Annotated in this window: 23 protein-coding genes; 19 read left to right on the top strand and 4 right to left on the bottom strand. The window is 48.4% G+C overall.

Going from position 1 to position 18,048, the window contains the following annotated elements:
• Positions 1-12 precede the first annotated feature (12 nt).
• From DXA87_RS05080 to DXA87_RS05005, 16 genes are all read left to right on the top strand, one after another.
• Positions 13-222, top strand: coding sequence for a tail protein X (locus DXA87_RS05080; protein WP_117469528.1), 210 nt, complete (start codon positions 13-15; stop codon positions 220-222).
• A 3-nt stretch (positions 223-225) separates the two neighbouring features.
• A complete protein-coding gene (locus DXA87_RS18345) occupies positions 226-1,491 on the top strand; it encodes a LysM peptidoglycan-binding domain-containing protein (RefSeq protein ID WP_242981986.1) in 1,266 nt (421 codons plus the stop codon).
• A gap of 12 nt (positions 1,492-1,503) precedes the next feature.
• On the top strand, positions 1,504-1,995 hold the full coding sequence (locus DXA87_RS05070; protein WP_117503459.1) for a hypothetical protein: 492 nt from the start codon (positions 1,504-1,506) through the stop codon (positions 1,993-1,995).
• A 17-nt stretch (positions 1,996-2,012) separates the two neighbouring features.
• Positions 2,013-2,402 (top strand): phage tail protein, encoded by a 390-nt coding sequence (locus tag DXA87_RS05065; RefSeq protein WP_022118181.1) that lies wholly within the window; start codon positions 2,013-2,015, stop codon positions 2,400-2,402.
• A gap of 14 nt (positions 2,403-2,416) precedes the next feature.
• Complete coding sequence (locus DXA87_RS05060) at positions 2,417-2,725, top strand: hypothetical protein (protein WP_022118182.1); 309 nt, start codon at positions 2,417-2,419, stop codon at positions 2,723-2,725.
• Entirely contained in the window at positions 2,718-3,875 is a 1,158-nt protein-coding gene (locus DXA87_RS05055; RefSeq protein ID WP_117503458.1) for a baseplate J/gp47 family protein, read from the top strand. Before DXA87_RS05060 ends, DXA87_RS05055 begins: the two co-directional genes overlap by 8 nt.
• 40 nt (positions 3,876-3,915) lie before the next feature.
• Positions 3,916-4,773, top strand: coding sequence for a phage tail protein (locus tag DXA87_RS05050; RefSeq protein WP_158553022.1), 858 nt, complete (start codon positions 3,916-3,918; stop codon positions 4,771-4,773).
• A 17-nt stretch (positions 4,774-4,790) separates the two neighbouring features.
• Positions 4,791-5,123, top strand: coding sequence for a hypothetical protein (locus tag DXA87_RS05045; protein ID WP_114002348.1), 333 nt, complete (start codon positions 4,791-4,793; stop codon positions 5,121-5,123).
• Between the two features lie 16 nt (positions 5,124-5,139).
• Complete coding sequence (locus DXA87_RS05040) at positions 5,140-5,631, top strand: hypothetical protein (protein WP_117469533.1); 492 nt, start codon at positions 5,140-5,142, stop codon at positions 5,629-5,631.
• Positions 5,631-5,804: a hypothetical protein gene (locus tag DXA87_RS18105; RefSeq protein WP_181824097.1), complete on the top strand. Its 174-nt coding sequence runs from the start codon at positions 5,631-5,633 to the stop codon at positions 5,802-5,804. Before DXA87_RS05040 ends, DXA87_RS18105 begins: the two co-directional genes overlap by 1 nt.
• A complete protein-coding gene (locus DXA87_RS05035; protein ID WP_114002346.1) occupies positions 5,801-6,160 on the top strand; it encodes a hypothetical protein in 360 nt (119 codons plus the stop codon). Before DXA87_RS18105 ends, DXA87_RS05035 begins: the two co-directional genes overlap by 4 nt.
• Positions 6,153-7,214, top strand: a complete 1,062-nt coding sequence (locus DXA87_RS05030; RefSeq protein WP_117503456.1) for a hypothetical protein — start codon at positions 6,153-6,155, stop codon at positions 7,212-7,214. The genes DXA87_RS05035 and DXA87_RS05030 overlap by 8 nt, the downstream gene beginning before the upstream one ends.
• 843 nt (positions 7,215-8,057) lie before the next feature.
• The gene (locus DXA87_RS05020; protein WP_117503455.1) at positions 8,058-9,185 is read left to right on the top strand and encodes a reverse transcriptase/maturase family protein; all 1,128 of its coding nucleotides are present in this window, start codon (positions 8,058-8,060) and stop codon (positions 9,183-9,185) included.
• A 55-nt stretch (positions 9,186-9,240) separates the two neighbouring features.
• Positions 9,241-9,504 (top strand): hemolysin XhlA family protein, encoded by a 264-nt coding sequence (locus tag DXA87_RS05015; RefSeq protein ID WP_117469537.1) that lies wholly within the window; start codon positions 9,241-9,243, stop codon positions 9,502-9,504.
• 37 nt (positions 9,505-9,541) lie between these two features.
• Entirely contained in the window at positions 9,542-9,865 is a 324-nt protein-coding gene (locus DXA87_RS05010) for a hypothetical protein (RefSeq protein WP_022119801.1), read from the top strand.
• Between the two features lie 3 nt (positions 9,866-9,868).
• A complete protein-coding gene (locus tag DXA87_RS05005) occupies positions 9,869-11,656 on the top strand; it encodes a glucosaminidase domain-containing protein (RefSeq protein ID WP_117503454.1) in 1,788 nt (595 codons plus the stop codon).
• Positions 11,657-11,948: 292 nt separating this feature from the next.
• Here DXA87_RS05005 and DXA87_RS05000 read toward each other — a convergent pair whose 3' ends face one another.
• From DXA87_RS05000 to DXA87_RS04985, 4 genes are all read right to left on the bottom strand, one after another.
• Positions 11,949-12,230, bottom strand: coding sequence for a hypothetical protein (locus DXA87_RS05000; protein WP_117469540.1), 282 nt, complete (start codon positions 12,228-12,230; stop codon positions 11,949-11,951).
• Between the two features lie 38 nt (positions 12,231-12,268).
• Positions 12,269-12,493 carry a hypothetical protein gene (locus DXA87_RS04995; RefSeq protein WP_117503452.1) on the bottom strand — a complete coding sequence of 75 codons (225 nt, stop codon included), beginning with the start codon at positions 12,491-12,493 and terminating at the stop codon, positions 12,269-12,271.
• A 43-nt stretch (positions 12,494-12,536) separates the two neighbouring features.
• Positions 12,537-12,989, bottom strand: coding sequence for a hypothetical protein (locus DXA87_RS04990; RefSeq protein ID WP_117469541.1), 453 nt, complete (start codon positions 12,987-12,989; stop codon positions 12,537-12,539).
• A 151-nt stretch (positions 12,990-13,140) separates the two neighbouring features.
• Positions 13,141-13,377, bottom strand: a complete 237-nt coding sequence (locus DXA87_RS04985; RefSeq protein WP_117469634.1) for a hypothetical protein — start codon at positions 13,375-13,377, stop codon at positions 13,141-13,143.
• 191 nt (positions 13,378-13,568) lie between these two features.
• On the opposite strand from DXA87_RS04985, the gene DXA87_RS04980 reads away from it, so the two are divergent.
• The 3 genes from DXA87_RS04980 (at position 13,569) to mutS (ending at position 18,030) form a co-directional block, all read left to right on the top strand.
• Positions 13,569-13,787 carry a helix-turn-helix transcriptional regulator gene (locus DXA87_RS04980; protein ID WP_022119794.1) on the top strand — a complete coding sequence of 73 codons (219 nt, stop codon included), beginning with the start codon at positions 13,569-13,571 and terminating at the stop codon, positions 13,785-13,787.
• Between the two features lie 150 nt (positions 13,788-13,937).
• On the top strand, positions 13,938-15,305 hold the full coding sequence (gene miaB / locus DXA87_RS04975; RefSeq protein ID WP_348982205.1) for a tRNA (N6-isopentenyl adenosine(37)-C2)-methylthiotransferase MiaB: 1,368 nt from the start codon (positions 13,938-13,940) through the stop codon (positions 15,303-15,305).
• Between the two features lie 91 nt (positions 15,306-15,396).
• Complete coding sequence (gene mutS / locus DXA87_RS04970) at positions 15,397-18,030, top strand: DNA mismatch repair protein MutS (RefSeq protein ID WP_181968004.1); 2,634 nt, start codon at positions 15,397-15,399, stop codon at positions 18,028-18,030.
• Positions 18,031-18,048: the final 18 nt, after the last annotated feature.

Here is an 18,048-nt window from a genome sequence, read left to right as displayed (position 1 = left end):
AGGGGCCATGATATGGACGAAAAAAGATACTACACAACCGTTTCTGGCGATATGTGGGACTCTATCGCCTACGCTTTTTATGGCGACGTGAAATACATCGGCTTACTGATGGACAGCAATCCCCACCTTCTGGACATTTCCGTGTTTTCCGATGGCACTCCGGTTTATATCCCGGAGTTGCCGGAAGAAAGCGACGAAGACCTTCCAGAATGGAGAGTGTAAGCCATGCAAGCGCGACAGTCTTACGTTTCCGTGAAATACAACGGAAAGGACATCACAAAGAAAATAACCGATTATACAGAAGGCTTCGAGTATGTGGACAACGCGAGCGGTACGGCCGACACTGTTTCCTTGAAATTAAACAACCGAAGCGGCGTCTGGTGGGGCGGCTGGATCCCTATTCAGGGCGACTATGTGGAAGCTACCATCAAGACAACGAACTGGAACAAAGAAGGCGACAATCGAAGCCTGAATTGTGGTTATTTCCTGATTGACGACCTGGGATATTCCGGGCCGCCGCAAATTGCCACGATCGGGGGCATAGCGACACCGATCAACACGGATTTCAACGTCACGAAGAAATCGAAGACCTGGAAGAAAACATCGGTCAAAGGAATTCTTTCGAGCATTGCCGCAACGGCAAAGATCGGCTTGTATTTCTCCGGCCAGGACTATTCGATCGACGAAATGGAGCAATCCGACCAGACGGACGTTGAATTCGCTTTCAGCCTTTGCGCGTCTTATAACCTGGCTATGAAATTATATAACCGGAAAATGGTTGTATTCGATCAGACGGACTATGAAAAGAAGGCGGCCAGTCTTTCACTTGACCGGTCAAAATGTTCTTCCTGGTCGGCCACTAAGAGCATGACGCGACTATATGACGGCGTTCAGATCTGCTATACAGATTCTAAGAAAAACAAGACGCTGAAATATAAATTTATGATGAGGAACGGATCAAGGATCCTGAAACTGAACGAAACCGCGGAAAGCCTTCAAGACGCGGAAATCAAGGCGAAGGCGAAACTGTTAGAGCATAACAGGAAATGCCAGTCTATTAACGTGAAAACAAGGGGCGATGTGAAGTATATCGCTTGTAAAAATATAAAAATGTCCGGCTTCGGCAAGCTGGACGGGAAATATTACATTGACACCGTGACACACACAAAGGACGCCAGCGGCGGTTATACCGTAAGCCTTGATATGCACCTATGCGTGATTGTAAACGGCGTCACAGTTGCGACCGTGGAGTCCGGGAACACCACAAAGAAAGCCGCCAGCAGTTCCACGAAGGCGAAGACCTATACCATTGTAAGCGGCGATACCTTGTGGAGAATTTCAACAAAATTCCTGGGATCCGGTGCTAAGTATATGCAGATTTATAACACAAATAAATCGACCATCGAATCGGCCGCAAAATCACACGGAAAATCATCGTCAAGCAACGGTCACTGGATCTGGCCGGGAACAGTCCTGACGATTCCAGGATAAAAAGGGGGACACATGAGCGATATTATAAGAGTTGGCTATATTTCGGCGATTAACTACACGGACGGGACGGCCCAGGTCGTCTATAAAGACCGTGACAATGCCGTTTCGCCTTATATGCCGTTTTTCTCAAATGAATTTGATCCGCCACCGGTTGAAACCCTTGTATATGTGGTACACCTGGAAAACGGCGGAACGCGCGGCGTGATTCTTCCGCCGCCGTATGCAGAAGGAAACCGGCCGCCGGAAGGCGTCGCCGGGATCTGGCGAAAAGATTTCGGGGACGGAAGTTATATCCGGTACGACAAGAAGGCGAAACGCCTTGATGTGGTATCGGATAGCGTGAACGTCGAAGAATTGAATGTTTCCGGGAATCTGGCAGTCGGCGGCAATGCAACCGTAACTGGCAGGATCAGCGCCGGGAGCATTTCAGCAAAATCAATCAGCACGACCGGAAACGTCCATGTGGGTGGCAACCTGACCGTTTCCGGCAGTTATCCGACATAGGAAGGACGGTGGTGTAAATGATCGGATATTTCGGGGACATTATCTTCGAAACCAGCGACAAGAAAATCTGTAATTTCAATGATTTCAAACAGGCCGCTTCCGCGAACTATTCCGAACACAGCCGTTACCGGAAGAAATCGGAACGGGAATTCATCGGCCCGAACAACGAAGGCGTGTCGTTCACAATGAAGATCCGCGCCGGTCACGGTGTACGGCCCCGTATTATGAAGGACAAACTGATAAAGTATTGTGAAAGTGGAAAAGTTTGTCCGCTAGTAATTGGCGGCCACAAGATCGGCGGCGGAAAGTGGACGGTTGATTCCATCGACGCAAACTTTAAGGAAGTGTGGAACCGCGGCGAACTTGTTTCTGTCGAAATCGCCGTAACGGCCACGGAATACTATTAGGGGGGGCGCGAACGATGATTGAAATTGACGGCGTACAAATTGTAATGAATAGCGAAGTGGAACTTTCCCTTCGTCAAGAAATCATGGAAAAGGTGTCTTTTATTTTATCCGTTTTAAAAGGCACTATTCCGATGAACCGGGAAGTCGGGATTGATCCTGATGTTATATCGGCGCCGGCCTACCAGGCCCAGAACCTTTATACCATTTCAGCGATCGAAGTTGTCGAAGAATTCGAAGACCGCGTTTCGGTCGATGAAGTCCGGTTCGAAGCAAATGGAAACGGAAATTTAATTCCGAAGGTGGTGCTTGTATATAATGGCTGATGAAATCCAGAAACTATATGATCTTCCCGACGTATCGTTCATAGACGACATTACATTCGATCAGATCTTGAATGAAAATATTACAAACTGGCAAAATGAATATGAACAGGAAACCGGGAAGAAAAAGATCCTTCGCCCAGGCGATAAAGAATACATTCAGTTAAAGATTGAAGCCGGCCAGTGGTTCCAGATGTATAAACAACTTGACTTTGCGGCAAAACAGAACCTTTTGAAATATTCAACCGGCGATTTCCTGAAACATTTAGGATCTATGAAAAAGACCTTTATCAACGAACCAAAGGCGTCAGTCACAACGGTTCGTTTTATTTTGTCTGAAATCCGCCGTGAAGTGGTTTATATCCCGGCCGGAACCAGAGTCACCGCCGGGGACGGAATTTATTTCGCAACCGACGACTTCGCAGAGGTCACGGCCGGCGCGGATCATATCGACGTCGATTGTACGTGTGAAACGGTCGGAACGGTCGGAAATGATTATATTGTCGGCCAGATTGAAACCCTGGTCGATCCGGTTCCTTATGTGGCCGAAGTTACAAATATAACGAAATCGGAAGGCGGAGCCGGAGAAGAAACAGAAGAAAACTTCCGTGAACGAATTTTCCTGGCGCCGTCGTCCTATTCCACAGCCGGCCCGTCTGACGCTTACGAATACTGGGTGAAACAGTACAATTCGGCGGCGATCGAGGATGTGAAGATTTACGAGCCGGAAGACGCGGTTGTTGACATCCGAATTCTTCTGAACGGCGGAGAATTGCCAAAACAGACATTTTGCAACGGCTGTCTGGCATATTTGAAAAACAACCCGATTATTCCACTTACAGATAAAGACCAGATCGCGCCGCCTGACGTTGTGAAATACGATATTAAGGCGACTTATTATATTGGCCGAAGTGACATTAACAATCTGGCGGCCATTAAGAGCGCGATCGAAGCCGCAAAAGATACATATATCGAGTGGCAAAAAACAAAGATCGGCCGGGACATTAACCCGGACACCCTGACAGAATTTGTCAGAGCCGCCGGCGGAAAGCGCGTCGTTATCGAATCCCCGGCGTTCCAGGTTGTCCCGGAAACATCCGTCGCCCAGGAAAGAACGATCGAATTCGTTTACGGGGGCGTTGAAAATGATTAGCCTTCACGATTACCGGACAGAAGACGCGCTTCCGGCAGAAATGAAGACACCTGAACGCCTGGCTTCGTGCCGGGTGTTTGATATTCAGAAAAAGAAATTCATGGAACGGTTGCGCCGGGTGTATATCTGGGCAGATCTGGATAAGGTCGAAGACGACAAGCTGGACTTCCTGGCAGTTGAAAGCCGTGTTCTGTTTTATAACACGTCGCTTTCGCCGGAAATCAAAAGAAGTCTGATCCGAAATTCGATTTACTGGTACATGAAACTAGGAACCAGCCAGGCCATGACAGAAATGATCGACACCGTGTTCGGCGACAATAACACGTCGGTCGAAGAATGGTACACATACGCCGGAGCGCCTTTCCATTTCCGAATTGCAGTCGGAACGGAAGTGACGCAGACTTCCATAAAAGAATTTCTGAATTATTTGAATAAAGTTAAAAATGCGCGTTCCCGTTTCGATTACATGGCTTTTCAGAACGGGATCACGCTTAAATTTTTCGATAGATCAGAGTACCAGACGTTTTTCTATACCTTTTGTGGTGATTTCGAGTGTGGCACATATCCGGCGGCCGCGGTTGGATTTATCCCGACCGAAGTTCAGCTTTCACTTGAAGCAGAGGGAGAAGAAGCGTTCGCAGAGTACACGCCAGCCGGAACCACGCCGGACATTTCAACCGGCTTGCATTTATCCGAAGTTACAGTCGATCTTGAAGGCGCCACCGACGGACAGACAATCGTTTATCCGACGGACAGCGACCAGGAAACCGGTTCTTATCCAGATCCGGCGACTGGTCTTGCGCTGGCGGAAAGCGGCGTTTCCGTCGCGCCTGAAAGTGAAGGACTTAACTTATATTATGACAGCACCGCGGAGAAATACGCCGCGGACGAAGAATGAAAGGAGATCGAAACAGCATGACAGAAGGAAATTATATTCCTTTAACGGACGAAGCAATCGACGACGTGAAGGAATATTTGAAAAAGGTTGTCGCTTACGCGGAATACCGTTCCGGGAATACCTGGACAAAAATTCCGATCGACCATGTGGAAACTTTATCCGATGGCCGGATCGCGATCTATGTTATGTTCGATCATAACGCCCCGGATTCTATTACAGGAATTCGCTTCTATCATCGCGGCGGCTTCTTATGGGCCGGCGGTAACGAAAGCCTGAACAAAGAGGAATTCGACGAAGGCGTCATGTATCGTTATACGATCAAAATTGTACAGTCTTCGGGGAATGAGTAGAAAGGAGCGATAAAAGATGTATATTCCGGTTTTTTGGAAAGACCGAATTGTCCAGTACCCTAGACGGGTTTCCGTCGTGGATCTGGGAAACGGTGTGAAAGAATGGACGCCGGCCCCTGGTGAGATCCACCAGAAAGGCACACAGCAGAGCGCGACCAACTTCGGAAACGAAGACATGGGGATCCTGGAAGGAAACCTGATCGCGGCCACGAACGCCATTCACCTTCGACTTATCCAGGAATCAGTTGACGATCTTCGCGGCCAGATATTAACGGCGACACTCACAAATTCGCTGAAATATCCGGCGACCAATTCCGCGAAGACGATCACCCTTCCGAAGATTGTCAATAAGACCGATTACAAGGTCGATATTGAGGTCACGGAAGCGGACGGCCCGGTCGAGTATGCAGAAGTATTCGACAAGGCCCTGAACGCCTTTAAGGTGCGTTACTATGGTAGCGCCAAAAATGTAACATTAAAACTTCATGTGATCGGGGGACTGTACTAATGCCAGCAAATGTAATTATTAAATCAGACGAAAGACGCGCCCAGGAATCCGCGATGTTACGCGCCTTCGGTGGCGGCCACGAAGGCAATTCAGCCGCCCAGAATCGCGAATACGCGGAAGAAATCAACGCGCGAATGAATGATGTAAAAAGAGAGGTGGGAATGAGACGATGAAAATTATCGAAGCAAACGAAGGCCAGAAGATTTCCTATTCCACAACGAAAACCTGGCTGAACGTCGGCGATCAGATCATGCTGAATCTGAAAAAATACGAAGCCGACAACGACGTCCATATCGACATTACTTCGGATATGGCCGGCAACCTGGAAACCGGTGTCGGTCTTCTTTATGTGGCACAGGTGGACATTCCGGCCAGAGCCTACACAGAAGAAGAAATCCCGAACCCGGACTATTCCGAAGAAACAGAAAACAGCCAGAAAACAATTATCAAGCGCGATCCGGTTCCGTTCTCTATGGACAACGTGACCTTGACACTGTTCGCGCTGAAAGAAGGTGTAATCTATGAATAATTACCAGTTTGACAGCCTGAAATTCGCCACGGAAGGATTGACTGGCGGCGGTTGCACTATTATTTCGGACGTCAAGGGCCTTCCGTCCTTTATGATCCCGTTTAATAAGCGCACAAACGCCCAGTTATTCGACGGTGGAAGCGAAAAGACACATTCGGCCTTTGTGGTTGACGATGTGGAATACAAGCGCTTCTTTTTCAGCAAATTTATTAACTGTATTGTGGACGGTCTGGCCTATTCCTGGCCGCTGGTGGATCCGAAAGCGTCCATCAATTACGACGCGTCACACGCGGCTTGTAATGCGAAGGGAACGGGCTGGCATTTAGCGTCAATCCCGGAACGTGCGGTCATTAACCATTTGATCTATAAATCCGGTTTTATTCCGCGCGGCAACACCCAGTACGGAAAACACCACACATACACCTATGAGGTGGGCGAGACAACCGCAACCGAAAGCGACGGATCGGGCGGAACAAGAACAACCAGAACCGCGACCGGATCCGGCCCGGCGACCTGGTTCCATGACGGAACGCGAAACGGTATCGCCGACTACGTGGGTGACGTCTGGAAATGGATGTCCGGCCTTAGAATTTACAAAGGCGAAATCCAGATCTTCGTCGGCAACCTGGCCGCAAAACAGGTTTCACACCTTGCCGCGTCCACATATTGGAAGGCCATTCTTCCGAATGGTAGCCTGGTAGAGCCTGGAACACCTGGCACCTTGAAATATACAAAGGATTTCAAGATCGCAACCGATACCGGCGCGGCCGGCAGTACCTACACGGCAAACTTCGGAAATCTTGTGGCCGGAACCGGCGTGACAACGATCCCGGAGATCTTGAAGGAATTATTCCTTGCACCGGTAAGCGGCGTCACACATACCGGCGCTTTTTGGATCAACAACGAAGACGAGCACTTGCCGCTTGTCTCTGGCGGTTACAACTCCGCTTCGGACGCTGGCCCTTCCGCGTTGGGCTTGGACCGCCCACGTTCGCACGTCGGGGCGCACCTCGGCTTCTTCTCCGCTTTTATGGAGTTGGAATCTGCAATCTGATAGCCGTGTTCTGTTTGGGGCTACGATAGTAGCCCCTATATTTTTGAGACACAAGAAAGGATTGCAACAATGGGAAATATGCGAAGATACGGGGCGCCGGGAAATCCCGAAACCGACGAAGGACGGGAACAACGAAGCGGCCTGATAATTCTTCAAAGGTCAAAAGACCTTATGAAATATCTGTACACTTCTTTTGTGAAATATCCCAGAAGTGAAAAGCTGGGGTTTGTGGCGGACTATAAAAAGTGTCTGTTTCAATTCCTGATTCTTATAATCACGGCACAAAAGAAGTATTTCAAGAAAACGACACTTCAAGACGCGGACGTTCAGCTTGAATTATTGCGAATGTTCAATGATTTGTCGTATGACATGAAATTTGTAGACGAAAAGCGTTACATACTGGTTTCAGAAAAGTTATGTGAAATCGGGCGGCTACTCGGCGGCTGGATCCGATCACAAAAGGAAACCAGCACAACCGCCGGAAAATAATTTCCGGCAGAGGGAACAGGTCAAAAACGCTTGCCGATTGTCTCTGGCAGTTACAACAACACTTCGAACGCTGGCCCTTCCGCGTTGAACTTGAACAACCCACGTTCGAACGTCAGGACGAACATCGGCTTCTTCTCCGCTTATCCTTTTAGCCAGACGGGAAAGTTTACGGACTTTTCACAGTGCAAGAAAGGGAAAAGGGATCTGTTTCAGTTCCGGCCATAGCGCCGGAGAAATTAAATTTGCTGATAATGCGGTTAGTACCTGGCGAAAGCCAGTGAAGGGCGTAACGATCAGCGCCGCGCCCACGCCGAAAGCAAGGGCGCACAATTCCAACGAAAGGAATTAACCACAATGAAGACTTTCGACATTACGCACGAAGAAATCATCGACCCGTCGAACCTACTTGAAGCGGATCGCAACGCTTCCCAGGGCAAGCACAACCGCGACGAAAACTTGAAATTCTCCGCGCATAGGGAAGAAGAAATCATTGATCTCACGAATCGACTAACATACTACCCGAAAGACGGGATCCCAGGGAATCCGCTTGAATCGTCCTATCGTGTCGGTAAGTACCGCATGAAACAGATTTATGAGCCGAAACCCCGAATTATCATGGCTTTACAGTACCGGGATCGTGTCGTTCAATGGGCGTATTACCAGAAACTAAACCCTTTATTTGACCGGCAGTATATAACGCATAGTTACGGTTGCCGGAAGGGTAAGGGAACCGTCAAGGCAAGAAAACAGTTACAGATCTGGCTTCGGAAGGTCAACCGGAGTCCGAAACACTGGTACGTCTTAAAACTTGACATTGCAAAATACTTTTACCGCGTCGATCACGAAATCCTTATGAAGATCTTGAAAAAGCACATCAAGGACGAACTGATTCTTCGCGACCTGGATAAACTGATAAATTGCGAACATACCGCCTTCGGCCTTCCTTCCGGCGTCCAGCCGGAGTTGTGCAAACAAGAAGACTGGTTATACAATCGCGGTATGCCGATCGGAAACCTGACAAGTCAAATGTTCGCGAACATTTACTTGAACGAATTGGATCAGTTTTGTAAACACGTTCTTCATATCGAAAAATATATTCGGTTTGTAGACGACGTGATCGCACTTTTTGACAGTAAGGAAAAGGCGTTCGCGGTAAGGGATGAAATCGAAAGATTTCTGAATGAGGAATTGCACCTTGAATTAAATAACAAGACATCAATCCGACCGGCTTATCTTCCGGTAACATTTGTCGGCGCCCTTATTACGCCGCTGACAATCCGTGTTCGAAAATCGACACGACAAAGAATGTATCGCCGGATCCGGTTCATTCAGAAAATGTTTGAAATGGGCCGGCTTACATGGGAGAAAGTCAACAACACCATGCAAAGTTATTTCGGTCTGATAAGCCACTTCACGGCCGGAAACCTTCTCCGAAAGATTATCGACGAATTTTCTTTCCGGGTTCCAGATAACAATTCATAGCCTGGCATTTTACCAGGTTATTTTTGTCTAATAATCAGGAAAGGGGGTTCACGGTATGGAAGCAGAATTTGAAAGAGAAGTTCTTGATCGACTTATCAAGATCGAAGGAAAACTTGACGGTTACAACAACGCCAAAATCAAGACCTATGAAAACGAAAAAGAAATTCTTCGAATCAAAAGCGATCTTGAAGACGTCCAGAAGACCGTCGCAGATCTCACCGAATCGAATAAATGGCTTTTCCGAACTGTTGTGGCGGCTATTATCGTCGCGGCCATCGGGCTTTTAACAACCATTGTTCGAACCGGCTTCGGATTATAACTGAAAACTATTTTTACACCAGAAGGGAGAAAACAACATGAACATTGAATTTATCATTGAAAACGCTTCAAAAATCATCCTGATTGTGGCCGCAATCTGTACATTGATTTCGGTTATCACAGAGTTTACAAAGGGGATCGGCTTCCTGGACAAGATCCCGACAAAGTTCCAGGTTCTTATTCTGTCCCTTGTAATTTGCGTGATCGGCTTCTTTGCTTACTTGTCTTACGCGTCAATCGCGTTCGTGTGGTATTACCTGGTAGCCGTCATTTTCGCGGCGTTCATCGTGGCGATCGTGTGTTGTAAGGGCTGGGACTATTTATTTGAGATCTGGGCCAGATTTTACAGAAAGAAGGACTAATCAATGTCGGAAAAAGATTTTGTTATCAAAATCGCGCCGTATGCCATGAAAGACGCGGAAGCAAGCGGAATACTTGCTTCCGTAACAATGGCACAGGCAATTTTAGAAAGCGGTTACGGCTCTACTGACCTAGCCGTGAACGCAAACAACCTTTTCGGAATGAAGTGTTCTTTAAGTGGGAACACCTGGAAAAGCGTCTGGGACGGTACTTCGAAATACACGAAGACCACAAAAGAACAGAAGAAGAACGGCGAAGAATATTCCGTCGTTGCCGATTTCCGCGCATACCCGGACATTCAGGCCAGTATAAACGATCATTCGCTTTACTTGCTGGGCGCCATGAAAGGAGCCGCAAAGCGGTATGAAGGACTTTCGGGCGAAACAGATTACAGAAAGGCGATCCAGATCATCAAAAACGGCGGCTACGCCACTGACGTAACATACGTTGAAAAGATCTGTTCCATCATTGAACGATGGGAACTTCACAAGTACGATGTAAAGGAGAGTGAAGACAAAATGAGTATTGAAATCAAAGAAAATCTTTTAACAAACAGCCCTTGTTATAAGGACGGCCGCAGAATTACACCGGGCGGCGGTATGCTTCACAGTATCGGTTGTCCACAGCCAGATCCGAAGGTTATCGCGAATAATTTTTCCGTTTCAACGGGCGCGTGTGTCCATGCGGTCGTCGGAAAAGCCGCGGTCGTTTTACAGCTTTTACCGTGGAACTTCCGCGCCTGGCATTGCGGATCCGGTTCGAACGGAAGCGGAAACAATTCGCTTATCAGCATTGAAATGACAGAACCGGCGACTATTAAGTACACGGGCGGTTCTTCCTGGATTGAAACAGGCGACGGAAGCAACACGAAGGCCCATGTCCTGGCAACCTACGCGAACGCTGTCCAGTTCTTCGCGTACATCTGCAAGAAATACGGCTTCAATCCTGAAAACAGCAATGTTTTAATGAGCCACCGCGAAGGCCACGCGAAGGGAATCGCTTCGAATCACGGCGATCCCGAACATATCTGGAACAAATACGGTCTGACAATGAATCAGTTCCGAAAGGATGTCAAAAAGGCAATGTCCGGCCAGACCGTCACAACCGTTCCTTCCGCGCCGGTAGATAACACCAGCGACGACAAGAGCAACCAGAAGATTAACGCCCTGAATGGAACTGTTACGGTTATCTACAAGGGCGAAGACGGCCTGAATATCCGAAAGGCGCCTAGCTACACGGCCGCCGTCGATCAGATTGTACACGAAGGCGTGTTTACCGTCGTCGGAATCTCCGCCGATGAAAAATGGTATAAGCTGAAAAGCGGCCTGTTCATTACCACGATCCCGGATTATGTTTCCTTCAAGGCTACCCAGGAACAGAAGGAAAGCACCGCCGGAACCGGATATTTCCGCGTTCGTAAGTCCTGGGACAAGGCCGACACTCAGATCGGCGCCTTCAAGCAGAAGGAAAACGCAATCGAACTTTGTAAACAGAATAGCGGTTACAAAGTCTTCGACAATTCAGGAAAAGAAATTTATCCTTGCGTTGCCGCCGCGAATGAATCCTTCGTGTTCCGCGTGAAGATTCCTGATTTGCGGATCAGAAAAGGCCCTGGCACAACTTACGACTACCACAAGAAGAACGGTCAGGCGGTACACACTGGCGTCGGATCCTTTACCATCGTAAAGACGAAGGAAGGCCCAGGCGCGAAGTTGTGGGGCCTGTTGAAGTCCTACGCGACGAACGAAGACGGCTGGATCGCTCTTGACGACGAATTCGGCTCACGGGTGTAATACACTTTAAAATTTTGAATTTATAACAAATATTTACAACTTACACTTTACAGTTTATAAAATGTATGATACAATGGGCGCAAGGGAAGGGGGTATAAGGGGGAAACAAAATCCCCGACCAATTCCCAGGCAGAACAGGCGGCGCGGAAATGCCCGTCTGAACGCGCCAGCCGCCCAGATTTGCGTTTTAATGCCGTAAGTGGACAAATACACAATAAGCCCCGGAAAATCCATTTCCGGGGCTTTTATGCGTTCGTGGGATATATTCTGATATTCTCTGACAAACTCTGATTTATTCTGATTTACTCTGATTTTCAATTTCCTTCTTTGTAGCTTCGAAGTCAACATAAACTTCACCGTCAATCACGATTTTCGCGATCCTCAAAAATCCGTCGCTATCATAAACGGGAAGATCCACGTCATGGCCGAAATCACGCATTACTTGCGCCCAGGAAATCGCGCACCCATAATTTACGCGGTTTCTTTCAAGATCCTTCTGTTCTTCATAGTTGTTCACGTTACTACAATCTGTAAATAGTCTAACCTTCACATTATCAAAATATGTATCTTTCATGTTATCACCTTTCCGGCGGCCGCCGTGGCCGCCCATGTTTATTTATTCTGTTCTTTCTTTTTCAGGACGGCGTCGTCCACAATTTCAATGAATTGCGATTCTGGGATTCCGGTCGCTTCTGTAAATACGTCGATATACCGACAATATTCAGCGTGCCAGTGTTCGAAGTCTTCCTTACTACCAGACAGGAACGCTTCTTCCATCTTCTCATACGCGCCCACCGTCTTTCCAACGGCGGCGTCAAATGCTTCTTTCCATTCCATGATTCTTCCTTTCCGGGCGACCATGCCGGCCGCCCTGTTCCTATTATGCCAATATTTCCGACGCTACTTGTCTATAATGTTTCTGAATTGCGGTTGATGTCTTCACGGTCTGGCTTTCTTCGCCATAGTCCCAGGCTTCGCGTTGGATCCGATCGGTGAGATCTTCGGCCATCTGGTTAAAGTAGGCGGCAACTTCTGAACGGTCGATTTCGGTTCTGATTTCGATTGTCGCGTGTTCTTTATTCCATGTTCGCGCTTCGGCGGCCTTGAATCGGTCGCTGATGAAAATTCCGATCGGCCAGAAACAAAGATTGTGTTTCGCCTGGCTGATTTTGCCACGCTTTGAAATCTTACGAAGACTATGATCGGAGCCGCACCAGTCAGGATCCCCGGCGGAGTGTTCCACAAAGTAAAGCCCGTTATCATTTTTGAAGAAGGCGTCCTTGATTTCTACGACCATCCCTGTTTTGATTTCCATTCCGTTTTTATCTAGCATTTTGATTACCTCTTTTCTTTATCTTATGTTTACATTATACACTATAAAGTGTAATATGTCAAGAACAAATGTAAAGAAAATGATTAAAAACAGAAAGAAATATTTTCTATAATACACGAAAAAGCGTAAAATAAAAGGGCCTTCCGGCCCTTTATAATTCGGTGACATACTCCATACCGTCGAAGCTGACGAAGCCGCCGGCGTCTAGGATGGATTGAAGCGCCTTCTTTCCACCACACGGAATATAAGGAACCAGGATCCCGAACTGGTCGCGGTCGTGACTGAAAGCGATCCAACCCTTACCGGCTTCATAGAGCGCCCAACCGGTAACGACTCTAGCAATCTTGTTTGTTCCGAATTTTGTATTTTTAAGTCTTCTGATTTCCATATCTATCACCATTTTAACCTTTCTACTGGATGTTTATTTCCTTTGCTTTATGATATTATAATACACTATATAGTGTAAAATGTCAAGTATAAATGTAAAGAAAAAGATTAAAAGATAAAGAAATATTTTCAACTTGACATTCTAAAGTGTATAAAGTAAAATAACATACACAACAGAAAGGGGTTGATCGAATGGATATGAACACGGCGGAAAAGATCCGCTTCCTGGCCGGCCGGCGAAATATGACAATGGGCGACCTGGCAGAAGGAACAAACCAGACGCGACAGAATTTTTCCAACAAAATGACGCGGTGCAATTTTAAAGAATCCGAACTTGCGGAGATCGCCGGCGTCCTGGGTTGCGAATTGAAAATTGTATTTGTAGACAAACAAACAGGCGATGAAATTTAACGAAAAAGTAAGACATGAAAGGAAAAGTTTATGTATAATAAAATAGATTTGCGCGAAGTTCCGGCTGAAAGGCTGAAAGAAATTAGTCTGGATCTGGTAAACATCGACGCCCAGGCGCCAGAATTCGAACCGAACAGACAGTTCTATTTCATGGCAAAAGCCAGGGACTACGTGAAGCGGAAGTCCGCCGAACTAGGACGTCCCATGACCTTTTTTACTCAAACATTCGGGTGCCAGATGAATGCCAGAGACTCCGAAAAACTCCTTGGAATCTTAAAGGAAGCCGGTTATGAGGAGGGAACCGATGAGAATTCAGATTTCGTCCTCTACAATACATGCACCGTTCGTGAGAACGCGAACTTAAAGGTTTATGGCCGCCTTGGATATTTAAGCGGTGTAAAGAGAAAGAACCCGGATATGATGATCGCCCTCTGCGGCTGCATGATGCAGGAGCCGGAGGTAGTCGCAAAGATCAAGAAGAGCTACCGCCATGTGGATCTGATCTTCGGAACCCACAATATCTTCAAGCTTGCGGAGCTGCTCTACGAGCGCTTCATGGAGAAGAAGATGGTGGTCGATGTATGGGAAGGAACAAACGAGATCGTGGAGGAACTCCCGATCGAGAGAAAGTATCCGTTCAAATCTGGTGTCAACATCATGTTCGGCTGCAACAACTTCTGCAGCTACTGCATCGTGCCGTATGTGCGTGGACGCGAGAGAAGCAGGGAGCCGGAAGATATTATCAAGGAGATCGAGGGTCTTGTAGCTGACGGTGTCGTGGAAGTCATGCTTCTGGGACAGAACGTCAACTCCTACGGAAAGAACCTGGAACAGCCAATCACGTTTGCGGAGCTCCTTAGAAGAGTGGAAAAGATCGAGGGACTTGAGCGGATCCGCTTCATGACTTCCCATCCGAAGGATCTCTCCGATGAACTCATCGAGACCATGAAGAATTCCAAAAAGATCTGCAGCCATTTGCATCTTCCGCTTCAGTCTGGCAGCAGTGAGATCTTGAAGAGAATGAACCGCAAATACTCGAAGGAACAGTACCTCGCCCTGGTGGAGAAGCTCCGTGCGGCGATGCCGGATATTTCCCTGACCACCGATATCATCGTGGGATTCCCGGGAGAGACAGAGGAGGACTTCGAGGAGACCATGGATGTGGTGAGAAAAGTGCGTTACGACAGTGCTTTCACCTTCATCTACTCCAAACGTACCGGAACACCGGCGGCTGCTATGCCAAACCAGGTTCCGGAGGACGTGGTAAAGAACCGTTTCGACCGCCTGCTCAAGGAGGTCCAGGACATCGCGGCTGAGGTCGTAAAGCGCCACGAGGGAACAGTACAAAAAGTCCTTGTGGAGGAGATCGATACGCACGAGGCAGGCTTTGTGACAGGAAGACTTTCCAACAACACAGTCGTACATTTCGCTGGAGACGCATCTCTGATCGGAAAGATCGTTGATGTCTCCTTAGACGAGGCAAAGGGATTCTACTATATGGGATCTCTTGTAAAATAAGATGAAACACATGTGACGCCCGGAGCCGAGTGCTTCGGGCGCTGTGGGCATGTTAAGGAATAGGAGAAAAGACGTGGGACAGATTTCACCAATGATGACACATTATCTCGAAACAAAAAAACAGTATCCGGACTGTATCCTTTTTTACCGGTTGGGTGATTTCTACGAGATGTTTTTTGAGGATGCCAAGACGGTTTCAAGAGAACTGGAACTGACACTGACGGGAAAGGACTGCGGCCTGGAAGAGCGGGCACCGATGTGCGGTGTGCCATTCCACGCGGTGGAAGGTTATCTCACGAGACTTGTCCAGAAAGGCTATAAGGTCGCTATCGCGGAGCAGATGGAGGACCCGAAGCTCGCAAAGGGCCTCGTAAAGCGCGAAGTCATCCGCGTTGTGACACCGGGAACCATCACGAGCTCCCAGGCCCTGGATGAGACAAAGAACAACTACCTGATGGCGGTTGTGTATACTGGAAACAATTACGGAATTGCGACGGTCGACATTACGACCGGCGATTTTTTTGTTACAGAAGTGACGAGCGAGCGGGCACTGCTTGATGAGATCAATAAGTTCACACCGTCGGAGCTCGTGTGCAACGAGGCACTCTTTATGTCCGGGCTGGACATGGATGAGTTAAAAGAACGGTATCATTTTGCCGTGACCGCCCTGGAAAACAGGTTTTTCTCGGACGATGACTGCAGAAAGATCTTAAAAGAGCACTTCCATGTGATGAGTCTGGAAGGACTGGGCCTGGGCGACTACGAGAACGGAATGATCGCCTCCGGTGCTGTTCTTCAGTACCTCTATGAGACGCAGAAGAATGACCTGTCCCATCTGACGAAGATCACACCGTATACGACAGGTCAGTTCATGATGATCGACACCTCCACGAGACGAAATCTGGAGTTAGTTGAGACCTTAAGGGAAAAACAGAAGCGCGGATCCCTGCTCTGGGTTCTCGATAAGACAAAGACGGCCATGGGAGCGAGACTTCTCCGTTCTTTTATTGAACAGCCGCTGATCGATAAAGAGGAGATCGAGCGCCGTCAGCAGGCCATCGAGGAACTGAACATGAACTATATTTCCAGGGAGGAGATCCGGGAATACTTAAATTCTGTCTATGACCTGGAACGTCTCATGGGCCGGATCAGCTACAAGACAGCGAACCCGAGAGACCTTCTCTCCTTTAAGAATTCCCTGGAGATGCTGCCGTATATCAAAGATATTCTCGGAGAATTCTCCTGCGAGCTCTTAAAAAAGATGAATGAGGACCTGGACCCGCTCCGGGACCTCTATGAGCTGATCGACCGCTCCATTGTCGACGAGCCGCCGATCACGGTCCGCGAGGGAAACATCATCAAGGACGGATACAGCGAGGAAGCCGACAAGTACCGGAAGGCGAAGACTGAGGGGAAGGCATGGCTGGCGGATCTTGAGACGGAGGAGAAGGAAAAGACAGGGATTAAAAATCTGAAGATCAAGTACAACAAGGTGTTCGGCTACTATTTTGAGGTGACGAACTCCTTCAAGGACTTAGTTCCGGAGTACTTTATCCGTAAACAGACGCTGACAAACGCAGAGCGGTACACCACAGACCGCCTGAAAGAGCTGGAAGACATCATCATGGGCGCGGAGGACCGCCTCTACACCTTAGAGTATGACCTGTTCTGCGACGTGCGTGATCAGATCGCGGCGGAAGTCCTGCGGATCCAGAGTACCGCGAAGGCTATTGCGGGCATTGACGTGTTCACATCCCTGTCCACGGTGTCCATGAGAAATAACTATGTGAAGCCGAAGATCAACGAAAAAGGCGTTATCAACATCAAGAACGGACGCCATCCGGTGGTTGAGAAGATGATCAAGGACAGTCTGTTTGTCGCAAACGATACATATCTGGACAATGGAAAGAACAGGATCTCCGTCATCACGGGACCGAACATGGCCGGTAAGTCCACCTATATGAGACAGACAGCCCTCATCGTCCTCATGGCACAGATCGGAAGCTTTGTCCCGGCAGACGAGGCTAACATTGGAATCTGCGACAGGATCTTTACGAGAGTCGGCGCCTCCGATGACCTGGCTTCCGGCCAGAGTACGTTTATGGTTGAGATGACAGAGGTGGCGAATATCCTGAGAAACGCCACAAAGAACAGTCTTCTTGTCCTCGATGAGATCGGCCGAGGTACGAGTACCTTCGATGGCCTGTCCATTGCCTGGGCGGTCATCGAGCACATCAGCAACCCGAAGATCCTCGGCGCGAAGACATTGTTTGCGACTCATTACCATGAGCTCACGGAACTTGAGGGAACCATAAGCGGAGTTAACAACTACTGTATCGCCGTTAAGGAACAGGGGGACGATATCGTGTTCCTCAGAAAGATTGTAAAGGGCGGAGCAGACAAGAGTTACGGAATCCAGGTAGCGAAGCTTGCGGGAGTACCGGAGCCGGTCATCGCCCGTGCGAAGGAACTCGTGGAGGAGCTTGCCAGCGCCGACATCACGGCCCAGGCAAAGGAGATCGCCCAGATGAGTGCGTCCCCGCAGCACAAGGCGGTGGCGAAGCCGGACGAGGTGGATCTCAACCAGATGTCCATCTTTGACACGGTGAAGGACGACGATATCATAAAAGAACTCGGGGATCTGGAGCTTTCCAGCATGACCCCGATCGATGCCTTGAATACGCTGTACAGACTGCAGACGAAGCTTAAGAACCGCTGGCAGTAATGATACGAAAAAACCTTG

It is taken from the genome of Desulfotomaculum sp. OF05-3 (genome assembly GCF_003435535.1).
Taxonomy (GTDB): Bacteria; Bacillota; Clostridia; order Lachnospirales; family Lachnospiraceae; genus Pilosibacter; species Pilosibacter fragilis.
This window is presented reverse-complemented; position numbering and strand designations above follow the sequence as displayed.